Below are 22871 nucleotides of genomic sequence, written 5' to 3' on the forward strand. Positions count from 1 at the left end.
ATCCTTTCGCGCTCGGTTGCGCGCTGCTTCCACGGCGACGCGCCCACCCGGGTGGGCGGGCCTGCCGGGTCAGCGCCGGGCCCGCCACGCCTTGGCACGCCGCATGTAGCGCAGCACCCCGCCCGGCCCGGTGGAGACGGGCCAGTCGTCGGTGCGGAAGTAGGCGTCCGAGCCGCCGTCCAGGAAGATCACCGAACCGCAGAGGAAGTCGGCGGCCGGCGACAGCATGAACGCCACCCACTCGCCGACGTCCGCCGGCCTGCCGCGCCCGCCGATCGGCACCGGCAGCCCCTCGACCGCCTCCTTCTCGCCCCGGGCCATCTGCTCCTCCAGCAGCGGGGTGGCGATGATGCCGGGGGCCAGGACGTTCACCCGGATGCCGGCGCCGGCCCACTCCGGCGAGATCGCGGCGCGGCGTGCCCACCGCGTCACCGCCAGCTTCGAGCTCGCGTACGCGAACGGCGCCGAGCGCTTGCCGAAGCGCCCCACCACGCGCAGCGCCCGGCCGGCGTCTCGGTCGAGCAGGGCCCGCACGGCGCGCTCCGGCACCATCGGGGTGAGCGTGACGGAGTTCGAGCCGAACACCACGACCTTGCTGTTGCCGGCGGCGGCCAGCGTCGGTCGCCACGCCTCGAGCAGCTCCACCACGCCGAAGAAGTTGACCTGCTGCACGAGCCGGTCCCGGCCGGGGATGCCGCCGAGCCCGGCGGCGCAGACCGCCCCGTCGAGCCGCCCTCCGGCGCGCTCCAGCACCTCGGTGGCCGCCGCCGCGCGTCCGGCCGGCGTGGAGAGGTCGGCGACGACCTCCACGTCCCGCAGGTCCACGCCGACGACTGTGTGCCCGTCGCGCCGCAGCCGCTCGGCGGACGCCCGGCCCATGCCCGAGGCCGCGCCGGTCACCGCATACGTACCCATGTCGGTTCCTCTCCGCTTCGCCGACGGCCGGTCCGGGTCGGCCCCGTGCGTCCTGCCGGATGCTGGCACGCCGGGCGGCCCCGGGTGCGGCGATCGCGGCAAACCGTGCCTATTTCGCCGTCCGGCGACCCTCGGCCTGGTCGGCGGGGAGCTTGCCCGCCGCGTGCCGCCCGACGATGTAGCCGTAGACCAGGCCCTGGCCGATGGTCGCCCCGGCCCCCGGGTAGGTGCGGCCGAAGGCGTTGGCGGCGGCGTTGCCGATCGCGTACAGCCCGGGGACCGGGGTCCCCTCGTCGGACAGCGCCCGGCCGAGGCCGTCAGCCCGGATCCCACCGCAGGTCCCGAGGTCGGACAGGACGACCCGGACGGCGTACAGGGTGCCGGCCAGGGGCCGCAGGTTCGGGTTCGGCGTCATCGTCGGGTCGCCGTAGTAGCGGTCGTACGCGCTCGCGCCACGCGCGAAGTCCTCGTCGACGCCGGCGGCGGCGAGCTGGTTGAACCGCGCCAGGGTGGCGCTCAACGCGTCGGCGTTCACGTCCATCGACCGGGCGAGGTCACCCGGGGTGCCCGCGCGGTGCGCGACGCCCGCCGCGTACCAGGACTTCGGCAGCGGGGCGCGGGGGAACTGCGTGCCGGCGAAGACGTAGCTGTTGCGGTACCGCTGGTCGAAGACCAGCCACATGGCCGGCAGCGCCGCGCGCTCGCGGGCGAGGCCGAGCACCCGCTGCCCGAACGTCATGTAGTCGCAGGACTCGTTGACGAACCGGCGGCCCGTGCCGTCCACCATGAGCGACCCGGGCAGGGAACGCTCGGCGAGGAGCACCGACGGCGCGGCGTCGCCGACCGGCGCGACGGCGGGGAACCACCACGCCTGCTCCATCAGGTCGGTGCCGGCGCCCGCCTCCTGCGCGGCGCGGATCCCGTCGCCGGTGTTGCTGTCCGCGCCGAGGCTCCAGTCGCCCAGGTCGCGGTGGTGGTGGGCGTGCCGCAGCGGCAGGTCGTGGTCGAAGCCGCCGGTGGCGAGCACGACACCCCGCTCGGCCCGTACGGCGAACGTCGTCTCCCCGTGGCGCAGCTCGGCGCCGACGACCCGGTCCCCCTCGACCAGGAGCCGCTCCAGTGCCGTCTCGGTCCAGACCGGGATGCCGGCGCGGCGGACGCCGGCGAAGAGGCCGGCGGCGATGGCCTGACCGCCAGCGGCGTACTCGCGCCCGAGCGCGAGGCCGCCGAGGCCCTGGGCGAGGCGGCTCACGATGCGGGGCAGCGCGCGAACCGGGGTCTTCGCCATCAGGTTGAGCCACTTGTAGTCCGCGCCGGTGACCGGCATGGGCACTGGTGCGGAGAGGACGGCGGGACGCAGCCGCGCGCGGTCGGCGCCGAGGAGCTTCAGGTCGAGCGGGCGGCACTCGCAGCTCCGGCCCTCGGCGGTGCCGCCGGGCAGCTCCGGGTGGTAGTCGGAGTAGCCGCGGGCCCAGAGGAACCGCATCGGGGTGGTCCGCGTAAGCATCTCGATCGTGGCGGTGCCGTGCTCCAGGAAGCTGCGCCAGCGCTGTTCGGGCGCGGAGCCGTCCACGACGGCCTCCAGGTAAGCCGCGCCGCGCTCGGGCGTGTCCCCGGAGCCCTCGGCGGCCAGCACGGGATTGGCGGGGATCCAGAAGGCGCCGCCGGAGCGCGCCGTGGAGCCGCCGACCCAGCGCGACTTCTCCACGACCACGACGGAGAGGCCGGCCTCGTGGGCGCTGAGCGCGGCGGCGAGGCCGGTGCCGGAGCCGATCACGACGAGGTCGACGGAGGTCGGCCGGGGCTGCCGGGGTACGGACATCGGGGAACTCCTTGCTACGGGGCGACGACGGGCCGGGTACCGGCGGCGACGAGCGCCGTCGTCCCCTCGGCGTCCAGGGGGCAGTGGGTGCCGGTGAAGATGCTGGCGGCGCAGAGGTTGCAGTGGGTGCAGCGCGACCGGGTGGTGGCGTCGCGGCTGATCTTGTTGATCAGATCCGGCTCCCGGAGCAGGGCGCGGGCCATCGCGACGTACTCGAAGCCGTCGCTCATGGCCGTGCGCATCCCGTCGAGGTCGGTGACGCCGCCGAGCAGGATCAGCGGCATGGACAGCTCCCGGCGGAACTGGAGCGCGAGGTCGCGGAAGTAGAGCGGCTGGTAGGGGTAGTCGCGGAACAGGAACCGGCCGAACATCTTCATGCCGAGCCGCAGCAGCGGCGGCTGGGGCGCGGCCATCGCCGCGAGCGGGATGTCGCCCCGGAACAGGAACATCGGGTTGAGCAGCGAGGACCCGCCGGTGAGCTCCAGGGCGTCCAGGTGCCCGTCGGTCTGCAGCATCCGGGCGAACGGGATCGACTCGTCGAGGTCGAAACCGCCGCGTACGCCGTCGCTCATGTTCATCTTGGCGATGACGGCCACGTCGTCGCCGACGGCCTCCTTGACGGCGGCCAGGATCCGGCGCGGGAACTCGGCGCGGTTGGCCAGCGCACCGCCGAACTCGTCCCGGCGTCGGTTGAGCTTCGGCGACAGGAACGATCCGGCGAGGTAGGTGTGGCCCAGGTGCACCTCGACGGCGTCGAAGCCCACCTCGCGCGCCGCCGCGGCGGCGCTGCCGTGTGCGGCCACGATGCGGCGGATGTCGTCGTGCGTCGCGGCGCGGTCGAAGCCCATCGCCAAGGGGTTGAACCGCGCCGACGAGGCGAGCGAGGGCAGCCCGTTCGAGCGGGAGTTCGCCACCGGCCCGGCGTGCCCGATCTGGGCGCTGACCTTGGCGCCGGTGGCGTGCACCGCCTCGGTCAGCCGCCGCAGCCCGGGCAACGCCTCGGGCCGCCAGTAGACCTGCCCCCGTTCGGTGCGCCCCTCGGGCGCGACGGCGAGGTAGGCGACCGTCGTCATGCCGACGCCGCCGCGGCCCACAGCGGTGTGGTACTCGATCAGGCGGTCGGTGACCAGGGCGTCCGGGGTCGCCCCCTCGAAGGTGGCGGACTTGATGACCCGGTTACGCAGGCGAACCGGACCGAGGGTGGCGGGGGCGAGCGGGTCGGGAGTCGGGCGCGTGGCGGTCACGGGGCTTCCTCGGGTGGGGTGATGCGGATGTCCAGCCGACGCAGCAGGGCGTCGACGGCGTGGGCGGGCGAGCCGTCGGGGCCGCCGTGGGCCCAGTCGTACAGCGCGGCCTGGGCCGCCTCGCGGTACGCGGCGGCGACGGCGTGGCAGATCGCCCTCGGCGCTCCCGGCCGACGCCGGGCGATCTCCCGGGCGAGGGTCTCGGTCCAGGGCGCGTAGGCGCGGCCGGAGGCTTCCGCCAGCTCGGGTTCCTCGGCGACGACCCGCATCCAGTACCCGCCCGCGCTGAGCACGAGCGCGTCGTCGGAGACGGAGGCCACCACGGCGGCGCGCAGCGCGTCCGACAGCGGGATGTCGAGGGGCAGCGTGTGGAACGTCTCGGTCAGCCGCCGGGTGGCGGCGGGCACCCCCACCCAGGCGAGGGCGGCCTTGGACGGGAAGTGCCGCATCAGGGTGCGGGCGCTGACCCCGGTGGCCGCGGAGATGTCGTCCCAGCCGGTGGCGCCGTAGCCCTTCTCCGCCCAGAGCCGCAGGGCCGCGGTGCCGACCGCTTCGGGATCGAGCACCGTGGGCCGGCCACGTCGGCGCCGCGCGGGCGAGTTGTCCGAGGCCATGGGGCCAGTGAAGCATTTTTGGCAGGAACCGTCAATAATCGGTGACCGCCCGGCGACGTGACCCCCGCTCCGCGTCTAGGTCGTCCGCCGCGCGACGAACACGAACTTCCGATCGGGGCGATCAGGCGCCTCCCGCACGTCGAGCACCCGGTATCCGGCGGCGGTCAGACTCGGCTCGACCTCGTCGCGGTCGCGGAACCGCGGCGTCGAGTCCGACGTGACCACTGCCCCGTCGGCCAGGAACCGGTAGGTGAAGCGGAAGGAGACGAACGGCAGGTCGATCGCGGTGACCCGGAAGCGCCGTTCCACCCGTCCGACGCCCGGGACGGATCGGATGACCGGGCCGGTATCCGTCGCCCACTCCTGCCAGGCGCGATGGTCGGGACGCCGGGTCTCGAAGACGAGATGCCCCTCCGCCGGGCGCGGCGGGCCGGCACCCGTTAAGAAGGGGCCCTTCCTCTACCGGAGGCGTTAAGAAGGGGCCCTTCCTTACACCCCCACCGAGCGGTAGACCTCCAGCGTCTGGCGGGCGATCGCGTCCCAGGAGAAGTGCTCCACCGCGCGCCGCCGCCCCGCCGCGCCGAACGCCGCGATCCGCCGCGGGTCGGCCAGCAGCTCGTTCATGCTCGCGGCCAGGTCGGCCACGAAACGCTCCGGGTCCAGCGGGGTGCCGGAGCCGTCGCCGGCCTGCTCGATCGGCACCAGCAGCCCGGTTTCGCCGTCGGCCACCACCTCGGGGATGCCGCCGGTGGCGGTCGCCACCACAGCCGTCTCGCAGGCCATGGCCTCCAGGTTGACGATGCCCATCGGCTCGTACACGGACGGGCAGGCGAAGACAGTGGCGTGGGTGAGCACCTGGATCACCTCGTGCTTGGGCAGCATCGCCGCCACCCAGACCACCCCGGAGCGCTTCTCCCGCAGCTCGGCCACGAGGCTCTCCACCTCGGCGGCGATCTCCGGGGTGTCCGGCGCGCCGGCCAGCAGCACCAGCTGGACGTCGGCGGGCAGCTCCCGGGCCGCCCGCAGCAGGTACGGCAGGCCCTTCTGCCGGGTGATGCGCCCGACGTAGACCACGCTGGGCCTGCCCGGGTCGATGCCGAGCCGGTCGAGCACGTCGGTGCCCGGGTCCGGGGCGTACTGCGCGGTGTCGATGCCGTTGTAGACCACGCGTACCCGGTCGGGGTTCACCGCCGGGTAGGCGGTGAGCACGTCGCGGCGCATGCCCGCGCTCACCGCGATGATCGCGTCGGCCGCCTCGAACGCGGTCCGCTCGCACCAGGAGGAGAGCGCGTACCCGCCGCCGAGCTGCTCGGCCTTCCACGGGCGCAGCGGCTCCAGGCTGTGCGCGGTCACCACGTGCGGCACCCCGTGCAGCAGCTTCGCGGTGTGCCCGGCCAGGTTGGCGTACCAGGTGTGGCTGTGCACCACGTCGGTGCCGGCGGTCCCGGCGGCCATCTCCAGGTCGACGCCCATGACCCGCAGCGCGGCGTTCGCGCCGGCGAGCGGGGCCGGCTCGGCGTACGCGGTGACGCCCTTCTCGTCGCGGGGCGCGCCGAAGCAGTGCACCCGCACGTCGGTGAGCCGGCGCAGCTCACGGGCGAGGTATTCCACGTGCACCCCGGCGCCGCCGTAGACCTCCGGCGGGTACTCGCGGGTGAGCAGGTCGACGCGCATCGGTGCCATGCCCGCACCCTAGTGCAGAGCGCCACGTCGCACCGGGTGCGCAAGTGTGGGCGTCCGAGTGGTGAAGTCGGTTCGGGGTGGTTAGCGTCTGAGCATGGCTGCCAAGGTGCTCGCGATCGTCCTGGCCGGCGGGGAGGGCAAGCGCCTGATGCCCCTGACCACCGACCGGGCGAAGCCCGCCGTCCCCTTCGGCGGGATGTACCGCATGGTCGACTTCGTCCTGTCGAATCTGGCGAACGCCGGCTTCCTCAAGATCGTCGTGCTGACCCAGTACAAGTCCCACTCGCTGGACCGCCACATCACCAAGACCTGGCGGATGTCGACGCTGCTGGGCAACTACGTCACGCCGGTGCCCGCGCAGCAGCGCCGCGGCCCGTGGTGGTTCGCCGGCTCGGCCGACGCGATCTACCAGAGCTTCAACCTGATCAACGACGAGCAGCCCGACTACGTGATCGTCTTCGGTGCCGACCACATCTACCGGATGGACCCCCGGCAGATGGTCGAGGACCACATCGCCTCCGGCGCCGGGGTCACGGTGGCCGGCATCCGGCAGCCGCTGTCGACCGCCGACCAGTTCGGCGTGATCGAGGTCGGCGAGGACGGCAAGCGCATCCGCGCGTTCCGGGAGAAGCCCACCGACGCGGTCGGGCTGCCCGACGCGCCGGACGAGATCTACGCCTCGATGGGCAACTACGTGTTCACCACCCGGGCGCTGTGCGAGGCGGTCGAGCGCGACGCGGCGGACAAGACGAGCAAGCACGACATGGGCGGCAGCATCATCCCGATGCTCGTCGAGCGCGGTGAGGCGAACGTCTACGACTTCAAGGACAACGAGGTGCCCGGCAGCACCGACCGCGACCGCGGCTACTGGCGGGACGTGGGAACGCTCGACTCGTTCTACGACGCGCACATGGACCTGATCAACGTGCACCCGGTGTTCAACCTCTACAACTTCGAGTGGCCCATCTACACCGAGCAGCCGCCGTACCCGCCGGCCAAGTTCGTGCACGCCTGGGGCGAGCGGGTGGGCCGCGCGGTCAGCTCGATGGTCTCGCCCGGCTCGGTGATCTCCGGCTCGCTGGTGGAGAACTCGATCGTGGCGCCGAAGGTGAAGGTGCACTCCTGGGCGCACGTCGACGGCGCCGTGCTGATGGAGGGTGTCCAGATCGGCCGGCACGCGGTCGTCCGGCGCGCGATCCTGGACAAGAACGTCCACGTCCCGGAGGGCGCCGAGATCGGCGTCGACCTGGAGAAGGACCGCCAGCGCTACACCGTGTCCGACAACGGCATCGTCGTCATCGGCAAGGGCCAGCGCGTCGAGCCCTGAGCATTCCCGCCGCATCCCCGAGGAGGATCCCGCAGTGGCCCACCCCCGTGCCGGCCAGCCCGCACAGCCCGACGACCTGGTCGACGTGCCCCGGCTGGTCACCGCCTACTACGCCGAGCACCCGGACCCGGACGACCCGGCGCAGCAGGTCTCCTTCGGCACCTCCGGGCACCGCGGATCCAGCCTGCGCAACGCCTTCAACTCCGACCACATCCTCGCCGTCACCCAGGCGCTCTGCGACTACCGGCGCGAGCAGGGCCTTTCCGGGCCGCTGTTCCTCGGCCGGGACACCCACGCGCTCTCCGCGCCCGCCGAGGCCGACGCGCTGGAGGTGCTCGCCGCCAACGACGTGACGGTGCTGCGCGACAGCCGCGACGGCTACACCCCGACGCCCGCGGTCTCGCACGCCATCCTCACCCACAACCGGGGGCGCACCAGCGGCCTCGCCGACGGCATCGTCATCACCCCGTCGCACAACCCGCCGTCCGACGGCGGGTTCAAGTACAACCCCACCCACGGCGGGCCCGCCGACACCGACGCCACGAAGTGGATCCAGGACCGCGCGAACGCGATCCTCGCCGCCGGGCTCAAGGAGGTGAAACGCATCCCGTACGCGCGGGCGCGCGCCGCCGCGACCACCGGGGAGTACGACTTCCTCGCCCGGTACGTCGACGATCTGCCCGCCGCGCTGGACATCGACGCCATCCGCGACGCCGGGGTGCGCATCGGCGCGGACCCGATGGGCGGGGCGAGCGTGGCGTACTGGGGCGAGATCGCCGAACGGCACCGCCTCGACCTCACCGTGATCAACCCGCTCGTGGACCCGACCTGGCGGTTCATGACGCTCGACGGCGACGGCAAGATCCGGATGGACTGCTCCTCGCCGAATGCGATGGCCTCACTGATCGCCGCCCGGGACGACTACGCGGTCTCCACCGGCAACGACGCCGACGCCGACCGGCACGGCATCGTCACGCCCGACGGCGGCCTGATGAACCCCAACCACTACCTGGCCGTGGCGATCGGCCACCTGTTCCGTACCCGGGAGCAGTGGGGCCCGGCCGCGGCGGTGGGCAAGACGCTCGTCTCCTCCTCGATGATCGACCGGGTCGCGGCCGACCTCGGCCGCCCGCTGCTGGAGGTGCCGGTCGGGTTCAAGTGGTTCGTGCCCGGCCTGCTCGACGGCACCGTCGGCTTCGGCGGCGAGGAGAGCGCCGGGGCGTCGTTCCTGCGCCGCGACGGCGGCACCTGGACCACCGACAAGGACGGCATCCTGCTCTGCCTGCTCGCCGCCGAGATCATCGCCACCACCGGCCGTACGCCGAGTGAGCACTGGGCCGAGCTGGCCGACCGCTTCGGCGCGCCCGCGTACGCCCGCATCGACGCCCCGGCCGACCGGACGCAGAAGGCCGTCCTGGCGAAGCTGTCGCCGGAGCAGGTCACCGCCACCGAGCTGGCCGGTGAGCCGATCACCGCGATCCTCACCACCGCGCCCGGCAACGGCGCGGCGATCGGCGGCCTCAAGGTGACCACCGAGTCGGGCTGGTTCGCCGCCCGCCCGTCCGGCACCGAGGACGTCTACAAGATCTACGCCGAGTCGTTCCAGGGCCCGGAGCACCTGGCCCGGATCCAGGAGGAGGCCAAGGCGCTGGTCGACGGCGTGCTCGCCACCACCTGACCCGGCTCAGCGGGGCGGGGGCAGCTCCCGGCGGTTGAGCTGCTCCCGCAGCCCGTCCGGCAACAGCTCCCGCAACTGGTCCGGCAGCAGCGGCAGGTCCAGCAGGCTCAGCTTGAGCTGGTTGCGCTCCTGGTAGCGGCGCGGGTCGAGGCGGACCACCCGGCCGGCGTCCTTGACGTACCGGATGTGCACCGAACCCTCCGTCGCCGCCTGCCGGATCAGCAGCCCGTCCATCTCCACCGCCACCGGCGCCGAGTCCGCGCGCAGCTCCAGGTGCACCGTCTCGTGCGCGGAGAGCAGCACCGAGCGGGAGATCCCGGCCATCGGCGCGGACGGTGTCACCACCATCGCCTCGGTGGCCGGTGAGATCAGCGGCCCGCCCGCGGCGTAGCTGTACGCGGTCGAGCCGGTCGGCGTGCTCACCACCAGCGCGTCGCACCGGTAGTAGCCGTATCGCTGGCCGTCCACCGCCAGGGTGGCCGTGACGAAGCCGGCGCCGGGCTGCCGGACCAGGGCGATGTCGTTGAACGCCACCACGTCGTCGCCGCAGACGTCGCAGGCCAGGCAGGCGTGCGACTCGATGGTGAAGTCGTGTTCCACCAGCCGTTCCAGCGCCCGGGGCAGGTCCGGCGGCTCCACCTCGACCAGGAAGCCGAGCCGGCCCAGGTGCACGCCGAGCACCGGCTTCGGGTCGCGGACGGCCATCCGCAGCGCGCCCAGCATGGTCCCGTCGCCGCCGATGCTGATCAGCGCGGCGCAGCGGTCGGCCAGTTCGTCCGCGGCGACCGCCTCTACCGAGGCGGGTAGGCGCGCCCGGTCCTCGGCGCGTACCGCCAGGGTGATTCGGTGCCGGGCGGCCCAGTCCGCGATGGTCCCGACCACCTCGGAGACGTCCCGGGTGGGGTGCAGCACCAGCCCCAGCACATCGCCCGCCACCGCTACAGCTCACCACAGCGGCGTGCCGCCCGCCGGGCTTACCAGGAGCCGTGAAGCCGGGACAGTGCCCCGAACAGGTGATTTCCGTACCCCCGTGCCGGTCCGGCTCGTTGGACGCGAGGTAGGGCGGGGGGACGAGTGGAGAGTCGATGCATGTCGTGATCATGGCGGGCGGCGCGGGCGTGCGGCTGCGTCCATACACCTCCACGCTGCCCAAGCCGCTCGTGCCCATCGGTGAGAGCTACGCGATCCTCGAGATCGTCCTGCGGCAGCTCGCCGACCGCGGCTTCACCCACGTCACACTGGCGATCAATCACCTGGGCGCCCTGATCCGGGCGTTCGTCGGCGACGGCTCCCGGTTCGGGCTGACCGTCGACTACGTCGAGGAGGAGCGGCCGCTGTCGACGATCGGCCCGCTCTTCGGCATCCGGGACCGCCTGCCCGAGCACTTCCTGGTGATGAACGGCGACGTGCTCACCGACCTCGACTACGCGGACCTGCTGGGCACCCACGCGCGCTCGGGCGCGCCGCTGACGGTGGCCACCTACCGGCGTACCGTCAAGATCGATTTCGGTGTCCTGGAGCTGGCCGGCGACAAGATCACGTCGTTCTCCGAGAAGCCGGTCCTGCACTATCGGGTGAGCATGGGCGTCTACGGGCTCTCCCGCAGCACCATCGCCCACTACCAAGTGGGGCAGCCGTTCGGGTTCGACCAACTGGTGCTGGACCTGCTGGGCCGGGGCGCACCACCGGCCGGCTACGAGTTCGACGGCTACTGGCTGGACATCGGCCGCCCCGAGGACTACGACGAGGCCAATCGGTGCTTCGGCGAGCTCCGGGACCTGCTGCTGCCCGCCGGCACCCCGGCCGGGGCATGATGCGTGTCCTCCTCTTCGGCGCCTCCGGCTTCATCGGCGCTCACGTACGCCGGGAACTGAACGCCACGGCGGACCTGGTGTGCCCGTCACGCGATGAGTGCGACCTGGTCGCCGCGACGCCGGAGGCGCTGCGGGCGTTGCTCGGCACGCTGCGGCCGGACGCTGTGGTCAGTTGCGCCGGAGCGGTGAGCGGCTCGGCCGAGGATCTGATCCGGGCGAACACGCTGACAACCGCCAAGCTCGTGGACGCGGTCGCCGACACCGTGCCCGGCGCGCGGCTGGTCCGTCTCGGCTCCGCCGCCGAGTACGGTCCGGTCCCGTCCGGCGCCCCGGCTGCCGAGGACCGTCCCGTGACGCCGGTCAGTGCCTACGGCGTGAGCCAGGCGGCGGCGACCCGGCTCATGGAGCTGGCGGCAGCGGCCGGCCGGGTGGACGCGGTAGCGCTCCGTGTGTTCAACCCCGTCGGTCCCGGCATGCCCCGCACGACACTGCTCGGCCGGGTGGCCGCCCTGCTGTCCCACCTCACGGCCGGCGAGGACCTGCGTACCGGCCCGCTGGACGCGTACCGGGACTTCGTTGACGTGCGGGACGTGGCCGCCGCGGTCGGGCGGGCGGTGACTGTCACCGCGCCGCGGGCCCGTGTCCTCAACGTGGGGAGCGGCCGGGCGGTGCCGGTACGCGATGCGGTCCAGCTGCTGGTGTCGGTGTCCGGCCGCTCGGTCCGCATCCGGGAGGACCGCCCACCGTCTCCCCGCTCCGGCGACGTGAGCTGGACATGCGCCGACGTCGGCCGGGCGGCCTCGGTCCTGGGGTGGGCCCCCGAACACGACCTGTCCGACTCGGTCGGTGCGCTGTGGAGCCAGACGGCTTTAGCGGCGACACCGGCTCGTTGACCCGACCGGTGCCGGTTCTGCCCGGACCGGTGAAGAGGAGGAGCGAACCATGACGGCAGACTCGACCGGCGGCCCGGTGGTGGTGACCGGAGCCGGTGGCTTCATCGGATCCCACCTGGTCGAGGCGCTCGCCGCCGCAGGCCACCGGGTACGTGCCCTGGTGCACTACAACGGCGCCGGGTCGCACGGCTGGCTGGACACGTTCGGCCCGGACCAACTGGCCGGCGTCAAGGTCGTCGCGGGCGACATCCGCGACCGGGGGATGGTGCAGCGGCTCGTCGACGGCGCCTCCACCGTCTACCACCTCGCCGCGCTTGGCGGCATCCCGTACTCGTACCTCGCTCCCCAGTCCTACGTGGACACGAACATCACCGGCACGCTCAACGTGCTGGAGAGCGCGCGGACGGCCGGAGTGGGCCGGGTGGTGGTCACATCCACGAGCGAGGTGTACGGGACCGCCACCACCGTCCCGATGACCGAGCAGCACCGGCTGCGCGGTCAGTCGCCGTACTCGGCCTCGAAGATCGGCGCGGACAAGCTGGCCGAGAGCTACCACCTCAGTTTCGGCCTCCCGGTGGTCACGCTCCGCCCGTTCAACACGTACGGCCCCCGCCAGTCCACCAGGGCGGTCATCCCCACCATCATCAGCCAGCTGGCGAAGGGTGGCGGGGCGGTCCGGCTCGGCGCGCTGCGTACCACCCGCGACCTGCTCTACGTGACGGACACCGTAGCGGCCTTCCAAGCCGTGGGCACGGCGCCGGACGACGCGGTCGTGGGCGGTGTGTTCCAGGCAGCGACCGGCCGGGAGACCTCGGTCGGTGACCTGGTTCGCAAGATCGCTGCGATGTTCGGCGTCCAGCCGGAGGTGGTGGTCACCGAGTCCCGGCTCCGTCCCGCGGAATCCGAGGTGGAACGCCTGCTCGGCGACGCCGGCCTGCTCCGATCGCGGACCGGATGGCAGCCGGCCACCAGCATCGACGAGGGTCTGAAGGCGACGGTCGAGTGGTTCCTCGATCCGGCCAACCTCGTGCGCTACCGCTCCGATCGAGCGGTGTGACGGTTTCCGCACGCTTGTGGGGCGGCCCTTCGTCGCCCACTTCTCCACCTCGCCGGCCGGACGGCCGGTGCCGCAGGAGGCTTGAACGTGATGGTGATGCAGGACAGCCGCCGGTCGTCGGCGATCGGCACGGTCCGCGGCCCCGGCAGCCCCGGTGGGCTCGTCGGGGTGGAGACGCCGGCGTGGCGCACGAATGGTCTCGTCTCGGCGGTGCTGCGCGCCACCGCCGTGGTGCTGCTGCTCAACTTCGACCAGTTCCCGCGTCTGGTCGGCCGCGGGTTCCTGATCGCCGCAGTGGTGCTCGCGGTGCCGTTGCTCCTGCACGAGATCCTCCGTCCGGCCACGCGTGCCCGGACCATGATCTTCTGGACCCTCGTGATCTTCGGCGTCCTCGCGGCGCCGGGGATCCTGCACCCCCCTGAGACGGACTACGGCCGGCAGAAGTTCCTGCTGCTCGTGACGTTGACCGTGTTCGCCACGCTGGCGGTGGCGGTGCTGCGCGGGCGACGCGATGTCGAGATGTTCGCCGCCGTGTTCGTGTTGTCGGGGGTCGTGCTCGCGATCGCCACGCTCAACGGCGATCCGCAGGACGGCCGGGCCGACGGCTTCGGCTCCAATCCGATCTGGCTGGCCCGGGCCATCGGCGGCGCGTTCGTCGCGCTCACCTGGCTCTACCTGCAGAAGCGGGTGGCGGCCTGGTGGGCGGCGGGCCTGGCCGTGCTCCTCGGCCTCGGTCTCCTGGCGACCGGCTCCCGGGGACCGCTCCTGGCCACCGTGGTAGCCCTCTTCGTCCTGGTGCTGGCCGGGTTCCGTCTGAAGATCCGGCGGGGCCAGCGCGAGTGGGTCGGCGTGGGTCTGATGGGCGCTCTGGTGGCCGCCGTCGTCGCGCTGCCGTCGATCCTGCCGCCCCGGGTCTACGCGCTCCTGACCGACCCGAGCGAGGAGCTGTTCGACACCGCCCGCGCGGAGATGCGCGAGGTCAGCGTGCCGATGATCGCCGAGCATCCCGGTGGTGTCGGCTACGGCAACTGGGGCGACTACTCCGGCATGTTGATCCACAACTATCCGCACAACCTGTGGCTGGAACTGCCGGCCGAGGCGGGCTGGCTGGTGGGCGGAGCCTTCATCCTGGCCACGGTGGTCGTGGCGGCGGGGCTGTGGCGCGCGTCCAGACGCGACCCGGTCGCCGGGTTCGTGCTGGCCGTACTGGCGTTCAACGTGGTCGCGGTGTCGACCTCCGGAGACGTGAACGCCGGCCGTCCGCTCTTCGCCGCGCTGGCGCTCGGCGTGCTCGTGCTGGCCGGCGCGACGCTGCCCGCCGGCGTACGGGCCCGCGCCAGGCGAGTCCGTACGCCGTCCGGCCGGGGGGTCGCTGGGTGAGGTGGCGGGCGCGGCTAGCCATGTCCAGCGGCCGACGCGGAGTGCTCGGCATCGCCGCCGGATCGGCCGGCGGCCAGCTGCTGGCGCTGGCGGCGGTTCCGCTGCTGACGAGGCTCTATCGCCCAGCCGACTTCGGCGTCCTCGCAGTGGTCGCCGCGCTCGTGGTCACGGTGGGCACGGTTGCCGCGCTCCGGTTCGAGATGGCCGTTCCGCTGCCCGAGCGCGAGGAGGACGCCCGTGCGCTGGTGCGGCTCGGTCTCGTCGCGGCCGCCGGCACGGCGGTACTGGGTTCGCTCGTCGTCCTGCTGGCGGGGGACCGGGTGGCCCGCTGGTTCGGTCAGCCCGAGCTGGCTCACTGGCTCTGGGTGGTGCCGCCCTCCGCCGCCGCGATGGGTGTCGTCCTCGTGCTCAACCAGTTCGCGGTGCGGCATCGGCGGTACGGGGCGATCGGCCGGCGCAACCTCTTCCAGTCTCTGTCGGTGGTGGTCACCCAGATCGTGACCGGTGGGGCAGGGCTTCGTCCCGGCGGTCTGGCGCTCGGCTTCGGGTTCGGTCAGGTCGCGGCCGCCGCGGTCCTGCTCCGGGACGCCCGCCGGCGCGGCGCGGTCGCCGGGGCCGGCCGGCGGACGTCACGCCTGCCGGCGGTGGCACGTCGGTACCGGCGCTTCCCGCTTCTCCTGGCTCCGTCCGGTCTGCTCAACGTTCTCGGCACGCAGTTACCGGTGCTGCTCATCGCCTACTACTACGGTTCCACGGTGGCGGGCTGGTTGGGACTTACCCAGCGGGTGATCGCCATGCCCGCCGCCCTGGTGGCGTCCGCGGTGGCCCAGGTCTACCTGGGGGAGATCGCCCGGATCGCCAGGGAACAGCCCCGGCGCGGTCGGCGCGTGTTCCTCGACGCCAGCCGGAGACTGGCCCTGATCGCGGGTCCCGGCGCACTGCTCGTGCTGGTCGGCGCGCCGGCGGCCTTCAGCCTGGTCTTCGGTCCGCAGTGGCACAGCAGCGGCGCCTACGCCCAGGCCCTGGCCGTCTTCATGGCGGCTCAGCTCGTCGTCTCGCCGCTGTCGCAGACGCTCGTCGTGTTCGAACGCCAAGCTCTGCAACTCGCCTGGGACGCGGGCCGTGTCGCGGTGGTGGCGGGAGCCGTCTCGGTGGTGGCGCTCGCGGGCGGGTCACCGCTGACCGCGGTCTGGGTGTTCGGGGTGTCTGGCGCGCTGGCATACGGCGTCGGGTGGCTGATGTCGCTGCGGGTCGTGACGGCGGCCGGCCGGGACGTCGGCCGTGCTCGTCCCGCGCCGGAACTCGTGCCGCAGAGCTGAGGCATTCACGTTCTCCGTCACGTCCTGTACGGAAAGAAATCGTTTATCCCTTCATGAGGAACGCTTATCCGGAGCCGGCACCGCGCCTGCTGATCGTCTCTTATCACTTCCCGCCGGCGGAGACAGTCGGCGCACGGCGGCCCGCGGCCCTCGCGGCGTTCGCGAAGCAGCACGGGTGGGACGTCCGGGTGTTGACCGCAGTCGGGGCGGACCAGGGCGGCGCGCCCGTCCCGGTGCCCGAGGAGCACCTGATCCGGATCGCGCCGTCGCCGCGGCTCCGCCGGCCCGGCCGGAGTGCGGGAGAGCCGGTGCCGGACGGCGCCGCCCCACCGCCGTCCCGGCTCGGCTGGATCCGCTCCGGTGCCGATCGACTCCTGGTCAAGGCCGGCATGGAACTGTTGCTGCCGGATCCACAGCTCAACTGGATCCGGCCACCGGTACAGAACTTCGACCGGGGCGCCGCCGGATGGCGCCCGGACGTCATCCTGGTGTCCGGCCCGCCCTTCTCCGGATTCGTCGTGGCTGCCGCACTCGCCCGGCGGTTCCGGGTGCCATGGGTCGCTGACTACCGGGACCTGTGGTCTGTCGGCAACGAGTACTGGGTGCGCTCCGCACTGCGTCGAGCGGTCGACAAGAGGCTGGAGCGGCGCGTGCTGCGGAGCGTGGCGGCGTGCGTGACGGTCTCGGAGCCGCTGGCCGAGACGATCCACCGCACCTTCGGGGTGCAGACGCACGTGGTGATGAACGGCATCGACCGCCGGCCCGTACCGATGGAGTCCTTCGCGACCTCGGTCGGCGTCGAGGCGTCGGCTACCACACTGACGCTCGCACACACCGGCTACATCTATCCGGGAAAGCGTGATCCGAGCCCGCTGATCGACGCGATCGCCCTGCTCGGAGCGGACGCAGCGAAGGTGCACCTGATCTTCGCGGGGGAGGACCACGGCATCACCCGCGCCGCCGCTGAACGGGCCGGCGTGACCGACTCCGTCACCCTTCTCGGCCAGGTCTCGCCGGAGAAGTCGTGGCGGATCCAGGCGGACGCGGACGCGCTCGTCCTGCTCATGTGGAACGATCCGCGAGACGCCGGCACGGTGACCGGCAAGATCTTCGACTACCTCCAGGCCCGCCGCCCCGTCCTCCTGCTCGGTTACGAGCACGGCGTGGCCGCACGCCTGCTGCGCGAACGGAGCGCGGGGGTCGTGGCGAACGACCCGGCCGCGATCGCAGCCCGGTTGCGGGAGTGGCTCGCCGTGAAGGAACGTACCGGACGGGTGCCGGCAGTCCCGGCCGCTGCGCTCGACGGGCTGTTCCGTGAGGATCAGCTCGGCCGCTACCTCGACATCCTCCGGGACGCCGCGCGAGGGGGCGTCCGGCGTCCCGTCACCTGAGCGGTCCCGACGGACGGCGCCCGCAGCGGTTGATGCGTGTGCCGTCCGGTGCGCGGCATGTCAGCGTGCGGCGGGATGTCAGCGTGCGGACGGAAGGGAAACCGGTGCTCGGCCCACCCGGCCGGCGGCGGTCTCGGCGACGGCCCGGTAGAACGACGCCCGGCGGGCGTCGAGCGTCTCGGCGGAGAAGTCACGGGACCGGCGGAGGTTGCGGGCCGAGGCTGCCGCGAGCCGGTCCGGGTCGGCCAGTATCGCGGTCACTGTGGAGGCGAGTGCGGCCGGGTCGTCGGGCGGCACCAGGCAGTCCGGTTCGAGCAGCTCCGGAATGCCGCCGGCGGTCGAACCGACCGCCGGCAGTGCCCTGGCCATCGCCTCGATGAGCGCCCGGGGCAGGCCCTCGGTACGCGACGGCATCACGAACAGGTCCGCCGAGTCCAGTTGGCGGCGGACCGCGTCGGCGTCGGGTAGCGGGCCGGTGAAGCTCACCCGGTCGGCCACTCCCGATCGGGCGGCCAACTGCTCCAGATGGGGACGGTAGGTGCCCACGCCGACATGCACGAGCCGGGCCCGGGGCCCGTCGGCGGGCATCAGCGTCAGCGCGGAGATGAGCGTGTCGATTCCCTTGTAGAGCTGTTCGAGCGAGCCGACCGACACCAGTGTCGCTACTGGCGGAAGCTGCCGGACCGGCCGGGCCTGCGGCACGAACGCCGCCGGTGGCAGGTCGACGCTGGAGATGCCGGCCGTGGGCGTGGTCGGCAACGCGGGGTAGCGGAGTTGCAGGCGCCGTTCCGTCTCGTACGCCACGGCGGCGGCCTCGCGGCACTGCCGGCGCAGCGTCCGGGTGGACAGCGTGCGCAGCAGCGGCCGCAGCGGATGCCGGACCACCCCCGGGGCTAGCACGTCGTACGGATCCCCGATCACTTCGAGCGCGTACGGAAGGCGGGCCCGGTCGCGTGCCCGAGCCAGCAGTGAGCCGATCGGCGAGGGCACCCGGAGCACCACGGCGTCCCGGGGTTCCGCCGCCGCCGACACCGCTGCGGCGATCGCCCGCCGTCCCAGCAGGTAACCCCGAGGCCCGACGTAGTACGGCAACGCCCAGACGTCGACGCCGTCCCCGTCGGCCCGGGCCGCGGCCGCCGGTCGCTGCGCGACGTCCCGCACCCGGGCGGCGACGCGTACGTTGTCGAAGGCGACCAGGTACCGTCGCCAGATCGCGTTGTCCGGGCCTGCTTCGACCCAGACCGCGCCGTCCGGAGTCCGGCTGAAGCGCGACTCCGATGTCACCACGACCCGCATCAGGCTCTCCCGCCGGTCCGGCAGGCGGCCTCCACCACGTCGGCGACATCGCCGGCGGCAAGCGTGTTGTCGAAGTGCCGCAGCGCGAACCGCTGGGCCCGCTCACCCCGCAGCCGGAGCCGGCCGTCGGTGAACTCGTCGTAGGCCTGCCGCAGTCCGGCGACCAGCGCTGCCACGTCGTTGCGTGGCACCACCCAGCCGGTCGTCTCGTCGACGGTCTCGGGCAGACCGCCGGCGTCGCTGACGATGCTGGGCACCCCGGTGGCGCCCGCCTCACAGGCGGCGCCGTGTCCCTCGGACAGGGAGGGACTGACGCTCACGTCGGCGGCGCGGTAGCAGTCGCGCACGTCCGACACCGACGTCAGCCACGTCACGCTCGGGTCGCGATCGACCTCGAAGCGCTGGATCAACTCGCGCCGGTGCGCCTCTCCGGCCGCCGAGAAACCGGCGCCCACCAGGAGCAGCCGGGCGTCCGGGTGGTCGGCGCGGAACTCCCGCCAGGCCGCCAGCAGCACGTCGTGACCCTTGATGCCTCGGCCCTGGTGAACCAGCCTCCGGGGCGGATAGACGTAGGCGACCATGATGGCGACGAACGCGTCCTCCTCGATGCCGAGTTCGGCGCGCGCCTTGGCCCGCACCTCCCGCCGGTCGGCTGAGCCGGCCAGGTCGGCGAAGTGCGCGGCCCGGGCGCCGTAGGTGACGACCGGTCGCCGGGGCGCGGGACACCCGAGCGCGCCGTAGAGGCCCGAGGTGTGGCCGGTGCCGCAGATGGTGACGTCGTCGAGCCGCCACAACACCCGCTCGACGATTTTGATCAGCGGAGACTCCAGGTACAGCGGCCCGGCCACCATGTGCACCCGGCGCAGCGGCAGGCGCAGGCTCGCGAAGCGGGCGGCGAGCGCGGACGCGTAGAGGTGGTACTTCAGCACGTCCGGACGGAGCCGGCTGATCAGGCGGCGGAGCCGCCACAGGTCCCGCAGCGTCGACGGGCGCGGCCGGAAGCGGAAGTCGAACGGCGAGTCGTGCACCTCGACACCTCGCCGCCGCAGCTCCTCGGTCAGTCGCCCGGTCCGGCGCGGCAGGACCGCCACGACCTCGTGGCCACGGCGGCGGAGTTCCTCCACCTGCGGGACGATCCAGAGTCCGCCCTGGTCGGTCTTCAGCAGGACTACGACCCGCAGTGGGCGCATGTCCGCGCCGGCCGTCACCGGGCGTCCAGGAACTGCTCGACCGCGCCGACGACCCGCGCCAGGCGGTCGTCGTCCAGGGCGGAGCCGCTGGGCAGGGTGAGCCCTTGGGCGAACAGGCGGTCCGAGGCGCCCGTCACGACCGCCCGGCACCCGGCGAACACCGGCTGGCGGTGCATCGGCTTCCACACGTGCCGGGTCTCGATGTCCCGCGCGGCCAGGTGCGCCCCGAGTTCCGCAGCCGACCACCCGGTCCGCTCGGGGTCGACCACGATGCTGGTCAGCCAGCAGTTCGAGCCCTCGTCCCCGTCGCCGAGCAGACGTACCCCGGGCACGCCGGAGAACAGCTTGGCGTAGCGCTCGCGCAGCAGCCGGCGGCGGCGCATCATCCCGTCCAGCCGGTGCAGCTGCGCCCGGCCCAGGGCCGCGAGCAGGTTGCTGAGCCGGTAGTTGTAGCCCACGTCGACGTGCTCGTAGTGCGGCACGGGCTCGCGCGCCTGAGTGGCCAGGTGCCGGCAGCGGGCGAGCAACGCCTCGTCGTCGGAGAGCAGCATCCCTCCGCCGGACGTGGTGATGATCTTGTTGCCGTTGAACGACAGCGCGTTGAGCCGTCCGAAGGTGGCGGCCGGGCGTCCGCGGTAGGTGGCACCCAGCGCCTGCGCGGCGTCCTCGACCACCGGCGCGCCTGCCGCCTCGCACACCGGCAGCAGCTCGTCGTAGTCGGCGCACGTGCCGAACATGTCCGCGACCAGGACCGCAGCGACCTTCTCGCCGGCCCGGGTCAGCATGTCGAGCATCTCGGCGAGCGCGCTCACGTCCATGTTCCCGGTCGCCGGGTCGCAGTCGACGAAGACCGGCTCGGCGCCGGTGTAGACAGCGGCGTTGGCGGTGGCCGCGAACGTCATCGTCGGTGCCACCACCACGCTTCCCGGCCCGGCCCCCAGGACGAGGAGGGCGAGGTGCAGCGCGGACGTGCCGGAGTTGAGGGCCAGCGCGTGCTTCGCCCCGACACGTTCCGCCACCTCCCGCTCGAACGCCTCCACCTCGGGCCCGAGCGGCGCCACCCAGCCCGAGCGGATCGCGCGGAGGACGTAGGACTCTTCCAGGGGCCCGACATCGGGCGGGGACAGGTAGATCCGGCCGGTCATCGAGCCTCCGTCCCCGCAGCGGGATCACGGTCGTGGCAGCGAAGGGTCACGGACGGTAAAACGGTCGACCAGTCGAGGAGTGATGGCGTACGCCGGTTTCATGCCGAAAAGCACACGATCGTGCCGCGCGGCGGCGTCGGGTCGCAACACGTGCCCCTGGTACCGAGTAGAGTTCGGCGGCCCTGCCAGGAATCGACGATCCAGGAGCCCCGAGTGCTGCACCTGAGGGTGATCGCGCCGAGCGAACAGTCGTCAGCGGTCGTGGAACTGCTGGCCGCCGATCCCGGCGTCACCCACCTCGTGGTGCTGCCCGGCGCTGCCCGCCAGCCCGCCGGTGACTACGTCACCTGCGACGTCGTCCGGGAGAGCGCCGACGGTGTGCTGAGCCGGCTCCAGGAACTCGGCGTCGAGGCGCACGGCGCGATCGCCGCCGACGACGTGGAGCTGACCCTGTCCGAGGCGGCCGACCGGGCCGCCGAGGAGGCGCCCGGGCACGGCGAGGACGCCGTGGTCTGGGACGAGATCGCCGCGAAGACCGGCGAGCAGACGGTGCTCACCGGCACGTTCCTCGCCCTGATCGTGGTGGCCACCATGATCGCCGGAATCGGTGTGCTGCTCGACCAGCCCATCCTGATCGTCGGCGCGATGGTGGTCGGCCCCGAGTTCGGGCCGCTCGCCGCGCTCTGCGTGGCGCTGCTACGGCGGCAGCCGCGCGTGGTCGGCCGCTCGGTGCAGGCGCTGACCGTCGGCTTCGTCGTCGCCATGGCGGCCACGGTGCTGAGCACCTGGGCGCTCACCGCGGCCGGCCTGGTCGGCCGGGACATGCTGTTGGCGGAACGGCCGATGACCGACTTCATCTGGCGCCCGGACGCGTTGTCATGGGTGGTGGGCCTGCTCGCAGGCGTTGCCGGCATGTTGTCGCTGACCTCGAAGAAGTCCGGGTCGCTCGTTGGCGTGCTGATCTCGGTGACCACCGTGCCGGCGGCGGCAAACGTGGCTGTCGCGTCCGCGTACGGCGTGTGGCACGAGGCGGCCGGCTCCGCCCTCCAACTGGTGATCAACCTGGCCGCTATCGTGCTCGCCGGACTACTCACGCTGGTGGTCCAGTTGTGCTGGTGGCGGCACGTCGCCCGGCGGGCCGCGCACGCCGTGCCGCGGCAGCGGGCCGATCAGCGACCCGGCCCGGTCAGCGCCAGTCGTCGCCCGCGTCGAGACGGCGGCTGAGCAACGCCGCCAGCGGCACCGACTCGCCGTCGCGGCCGCCCCGGCCGACCACGAGCGGCGGCGCGCTGGGCCGCGGGTCGGCCCCGAGCAGCCGTGCTCGCAGACCCGGCGGCACGGTGAGCAGGTAGAAGCGCCCCTCGGTGTCCACAGCGCGGCTGTGCGCCCGGTCCACGTACCAGCCGGTGATCCGCGTACGGTAGCGCCCGCGCCCGTCATGGCCGGTAGCGGTCAGCCGGTCCGCACGCAACCCTCGCCGCAGCGCCTCGGCGGCGAACCGGGCCACGAGATCCGCGGCCTCCGCCTGCTCCGCCGCGCGTTCCCGGTCAGCGGCCGCCGCGTGCGCCCGCACCGCGTGGCGTCGCCGCTCCCGCCACCGCTCGTCCTCCTCGGCCCCCACGACGGCGAGGGTACGCGGAACCCGGGCTGCCCGGCGACGACGGCGGCCTCCAGGCCGGCGCGGACCGAGACACCCCTGGCCGCTCCCTCGCGCCAGTCGTCCCGCCCTGCCGCGTGTCAGCTTCGCGAACCGGCGCGTCGCGGTTGCCGAAGGGCACTGCCGGGCTGAGTCTTTCGTGACCTCAGCCCGGCAGGGCAGCCGAACGTGTCAGGCCAGCCCGGCGCGGCGCAGCGCCTCCGCCATGGCGTCGTTGACCGGAGCGGGACCGCCGCCACCGCGGCCCGACCGTTGCTGCTGGGCGCCGCGCGCCGCGCCGCCCTTCCCGCCGCCGGAGCCGCCGCGCTGACCGCCGCCGCGTTGCCCGCCCTGCTGGCCGCCGCGCCCCTGCCGGAGCCGCCGAGCACCCGGATGCACAGGATCTCCCGGGCACCCGTGTTGTCGGCGACGCGCAGTCGCGACTCCTGCTGAATCACGTCTATCTC

21 protein-coding genes are annotated in these 22871 nt (G+C 73.1%); 9 read left to right on the forward strand and 12 right to left on the reverse strand.

Features of this window, described 5'->3' with window-relative positions:
• Nucleotides 1–69 precede the first annotated feature (69 nt).
• From AB0B20_RS19650 to glgA, 6 genes are all read right to left on the reverse strand, one after another.
• A complete protein-coding gene (locus AB0B20_RS19650) occupies nucleotides 70–915 on the reverse strand; it encodes an SDR family oxidoreductase (RefSeq protein ID WP_357388945.1) in 846 nt (281 codons plus the stop codon).
• A gap of 109 nt (nucleotides 916–1024) precedes the next feature.
• Complete coding sequence (locus tag AB0B20_RS19655; protein ID WP_357472235.1) at nucleotides 1025–2737, reverse strand: 3-ketosteroid-delta-1-dehydrogenase; 1713 nt, start codon at nucleotides 2735–2737, stop codon at nucleotides 1025–1027.
• Nucleotides 2738–2751: 14 nt separating this feature from the next.
• The gene (locus AB0B20_RS19660; protein WP_357472238.1) at nucleotides 2752–3981 is read right to left on the reverse strand and encodes an NADH:flavin oxidoreductase; all 1230 of its coding nucleotides are present in this window, start codon (nucleotides 3979–3981) and stop codon (nucleotides 2752–2754) included.
• On the reverse strand, nucleotides 3978–4595 hold the full coding sequence (locus AB0B20_RS19665) for a helix-turn-helix domain-containing protein (RefSeq protein ID WP_357472241.1): 618 nt from the start codon (nucleotides 4593–4595) through the stop codon (nucleotides 3978–3980). Before AB0B20_RS19665 ends, AB0B20_RS19660 begins: the two co-directional genes overlap by 4 nt.
• A gap of 75 nt (nucleotides 4596–4670) precedes the next feature.
• Nucleotides 4671–4904: a hypothetical protein gene (locus tag AB0B20_RS19670; protein ID WP_357472244.1), complete on the reverse strand. Its 234-nt coding sequence runs from the start codon at nucleotides 4902–4904 to the stop codon at nucleotides 4671–4673.
• Nucleotides 4905–5084: 180 nt separating this feature from the next.
• Nucleotides 5085–6278 (reverse strand): glycogen synthase, encoded by a 1194-nt coding sequence (glgA, locus tag AB0B20_RS19675; protein WP_357472245.1) that lies wholly within the window; start codon nucleotides 6276–6278, stop codon nucleotides 5085–5087.
• Between the two features lie 94 nt (nucleotides 6279–6372).
• Here glgA and glgC point away from each other — a divergent pair, with 94 nt between their 5' ends.
• Nucleotides 6373–7605, forward strand: a complete 1233-nt coding sequence (gene glgC / locus AB0B20_RS19680; RefSeq protein ID WP_194800913.1) for a glucose-1-phosphate adenylyltransferase — start codon at nucleotides 6373–6375, stop codon at nucleotides 7603–7605.
• Nucleotides 7606–7639: 34 nt separating this feature from the next.
• On the forward strand, nucleotides 7640–9283 hold the full coding sequence (gene pgm / locus AB0B20_RS19685) for a phosphoglucomutase (alpha-D-glucose-1,6-bisphosphate-dependent) (RefSeq protein WP_357388957.1): 1644 nt from the start codon (nucleotides 7640–7642) through the stop codon (nucleotides 9281–9283).
• A gap of 6 nt (nucleotides 9284–9289) precedes the next feature.
• On the opposite strand, the gene AB0B20_RS19690 is transcribed toward pgm, so the two are convergent.
• Nucleotides 9290–10219, reverse strand: coding sequence for an NAD(+)/NADH kinase (locus AB0B20_RS19690; protein ID WP_357388959.1), 930 nt, complete (start codon nucleotides 10217–10219; stop codon nucleotides 9290–9292).
• Nucleotides 10220–10368: 149 nt separating this feature from the next.
• Here AB0B20_RS19690 and AB0B20_RS19695 point away from each other — a divergent pair, with 149 nt between their 5' ends.
• From AB0B20_RS19695 to AB0B20_RS19720, 6 genes are all read left to right on the forward strand, one after another.
• Nucleotides 10369–11097, forward strand: coding sequence for a sugar phosphate nucleotidyltransferase (locus AB0B20_RS19695; RefSeq protein WP_357388961.1), 729 nt, complete (start codon nucleotides 10369–10371; stop codon nucleotides 11095–11097).
• Nucleotides 11094–11990, forward strand: coding sequence for an NAD(P)-dependent oxidoreductase (locus AB0B20_RS19700; protein WP_120570687.1), 897 nt, complete (start codon nucleotides 11094–11096; stop codon nucleotides 11988–11990). Before AB0B20_RS19695 ends, AB0B20_RS19700 begins: the two co-directional genes overlap by 4 nt.
• Before the next feature lie 49 nt (nucleotides 11991–12039).
• Nucleotides 12040–13047, forward strand: a complete 1008-nt coding sequence (locus AB0B20_RS19705; protein WP_357388963.1) for an SDR family NAD(P)-dependent oxidoreductase — start codon at nucleotides 12040–12042, stop codon at nucleotides 13045–13047.
• A gap of 90 nt (nucleotides 13048–13137) precedes the next feature.
• Nucleotides 13138–14427 carry an O-antigen ligase family protein gene (locus AB0B20_RS19710; RefSeq protein ID WP_357388981.1) on the forward strand — a complete coding sequence of 430 codons (1290 nt, stop codon included), beginning with the start codon at nucleotides 13138–13140 and terminating at the stop codon, nucleotides 14425–14427.
• Between the two features lie 20 nt (nucleotides 14428–14447).
• Nucleotides 14448–15746, forward strand: a complete 1299-nt coding sequence (locus AB0B20_RS19715; RefSeq protein WP_357472248.1) for an oligosaccharide flippase family protein — start codon at nucleotides 14448–14450, stop codon at nucleotides 15744–15746.
• A gap of 53 nt (nucleotides 15747–15799) precedes the next feature.
• Nucleotides 15800–17137 carry a glycosyltransferase gene (locus AB0B20_RS19720; RefSeq protein ID WP_357388967.1) on the forward strand — a complete coding sequence of 446 codons (1338 nt, stop codon included), beginning with the start codon at nucleotides 15800–15802 and terminating at the stop codon, nucleotides 17135–17137.
• A gap of 78 nt (nucleotides 17138–17215) precedes the next feature.
• On the opposite strand, the gene AB0B20_RS19725 is transcribed toward AB0B20_RS19720, so the two are convergent.
• Genes AB0B20_RS19725 through AB0B20_RS19735 form a run of 3 tightly spaced genes read right to left on the reverse strand, consistent with a single transcriptional unit; the run spans nucleotide 17216 to nucleotide 20768 of the window.
• Nucleotides 17216–18433 (reverse strand): glycosyltransferase, encoded by a 1218-nt coding sequence (locus AB0B20_RS19725; protein WP_357388969.1) that lies wholly within the window; start codon nucleotides 18431–18433, stop codon nucleotides 17216–17218.
• Entirely contained in the window at nucleotides 18433–19641 is a 1209-nt protein-coding gene (locus AB0B20_RS19730; protein WP_357388971.1) for a glycosyltransferase family 4 protein, read from the reverse strand. Before AB0B20_RS19730 ends, AB0B20_RS19725 begins: the two co-directional genes overlap by 1 nt.
• Entirely contained in the window at nucleotides 19638–20768 is a 1131-nt protein-coding gene (locus tag AB0B20_RS19735; RefSeq protein WP_013474757.1) for an aminotransferase class I/II-fold pyridoxal phosphate-dependent enzyme, read from the reverse strand. The genes AB0B20_RS19730 and AB0B20_RS19735 overlap by 4 nt, the downstream gene beginning before the upstream one ends.
• A 213-nt stretch (nucleotides 20769–20981) precedes the next feature.
• Between AB0B20_RS19735 and AB0B20_RS19740 the strand changes: the two genes are divergently transcribed.
• Nucleotides 20982–21992, forward strand: coding sequence for a DUF389 domain-containing protein (locus AB0B20_RS19740; protein ID WP_357388973.1), 1011 nt, complete (start codon nucleotides 20982–20984; stop codon nucleotides 21990–21992).
• Here AB0B20_RS19740 and AB0B20_RS19745 read toward each other — a convergent pair.
• Both AB0B20_RS19745 and AB0B20_RS19750 read right to left on the reverse strand, forming a co-directional pair.
• Nucleotides 21955–22389: a hypothetical protein gene (locus tag AB0B20_RS19745; protein WP_357388975.1), complete on the reverse strand. Its 435-nt coding sequence runs from the start codon at nucleotides 22387–22389 to the stop codon at nucleotides 21955–21957. The genes AB0B20_RS19740 and AB0B20_RS19745 overlap by 38 nt on opposite strands.
• A gap of 116 nt (nucleotides 22390–22505) precedes the next feature.
• A complete protein-coding gene (locus tag AB0B20_RS19750; protein WP_357472263.1) occupies nucleotides 22506–22862 on the reverse strand; it encodes an uL14 family ribosomal protein in 357 nt (118 codons plus the stop codon).
• Nucleotides 22863–22871 lie beyond the last annotated feature (9 nt).

This window comes from Micromonospora sp. NPDC049151 (assembly GCF_040648395.1).
Classification (GTDB): Bacteria; Actinomycetota; Actinomycetes; order Mycobacteriales; family Micromonosporaceae; genus Micromonospora.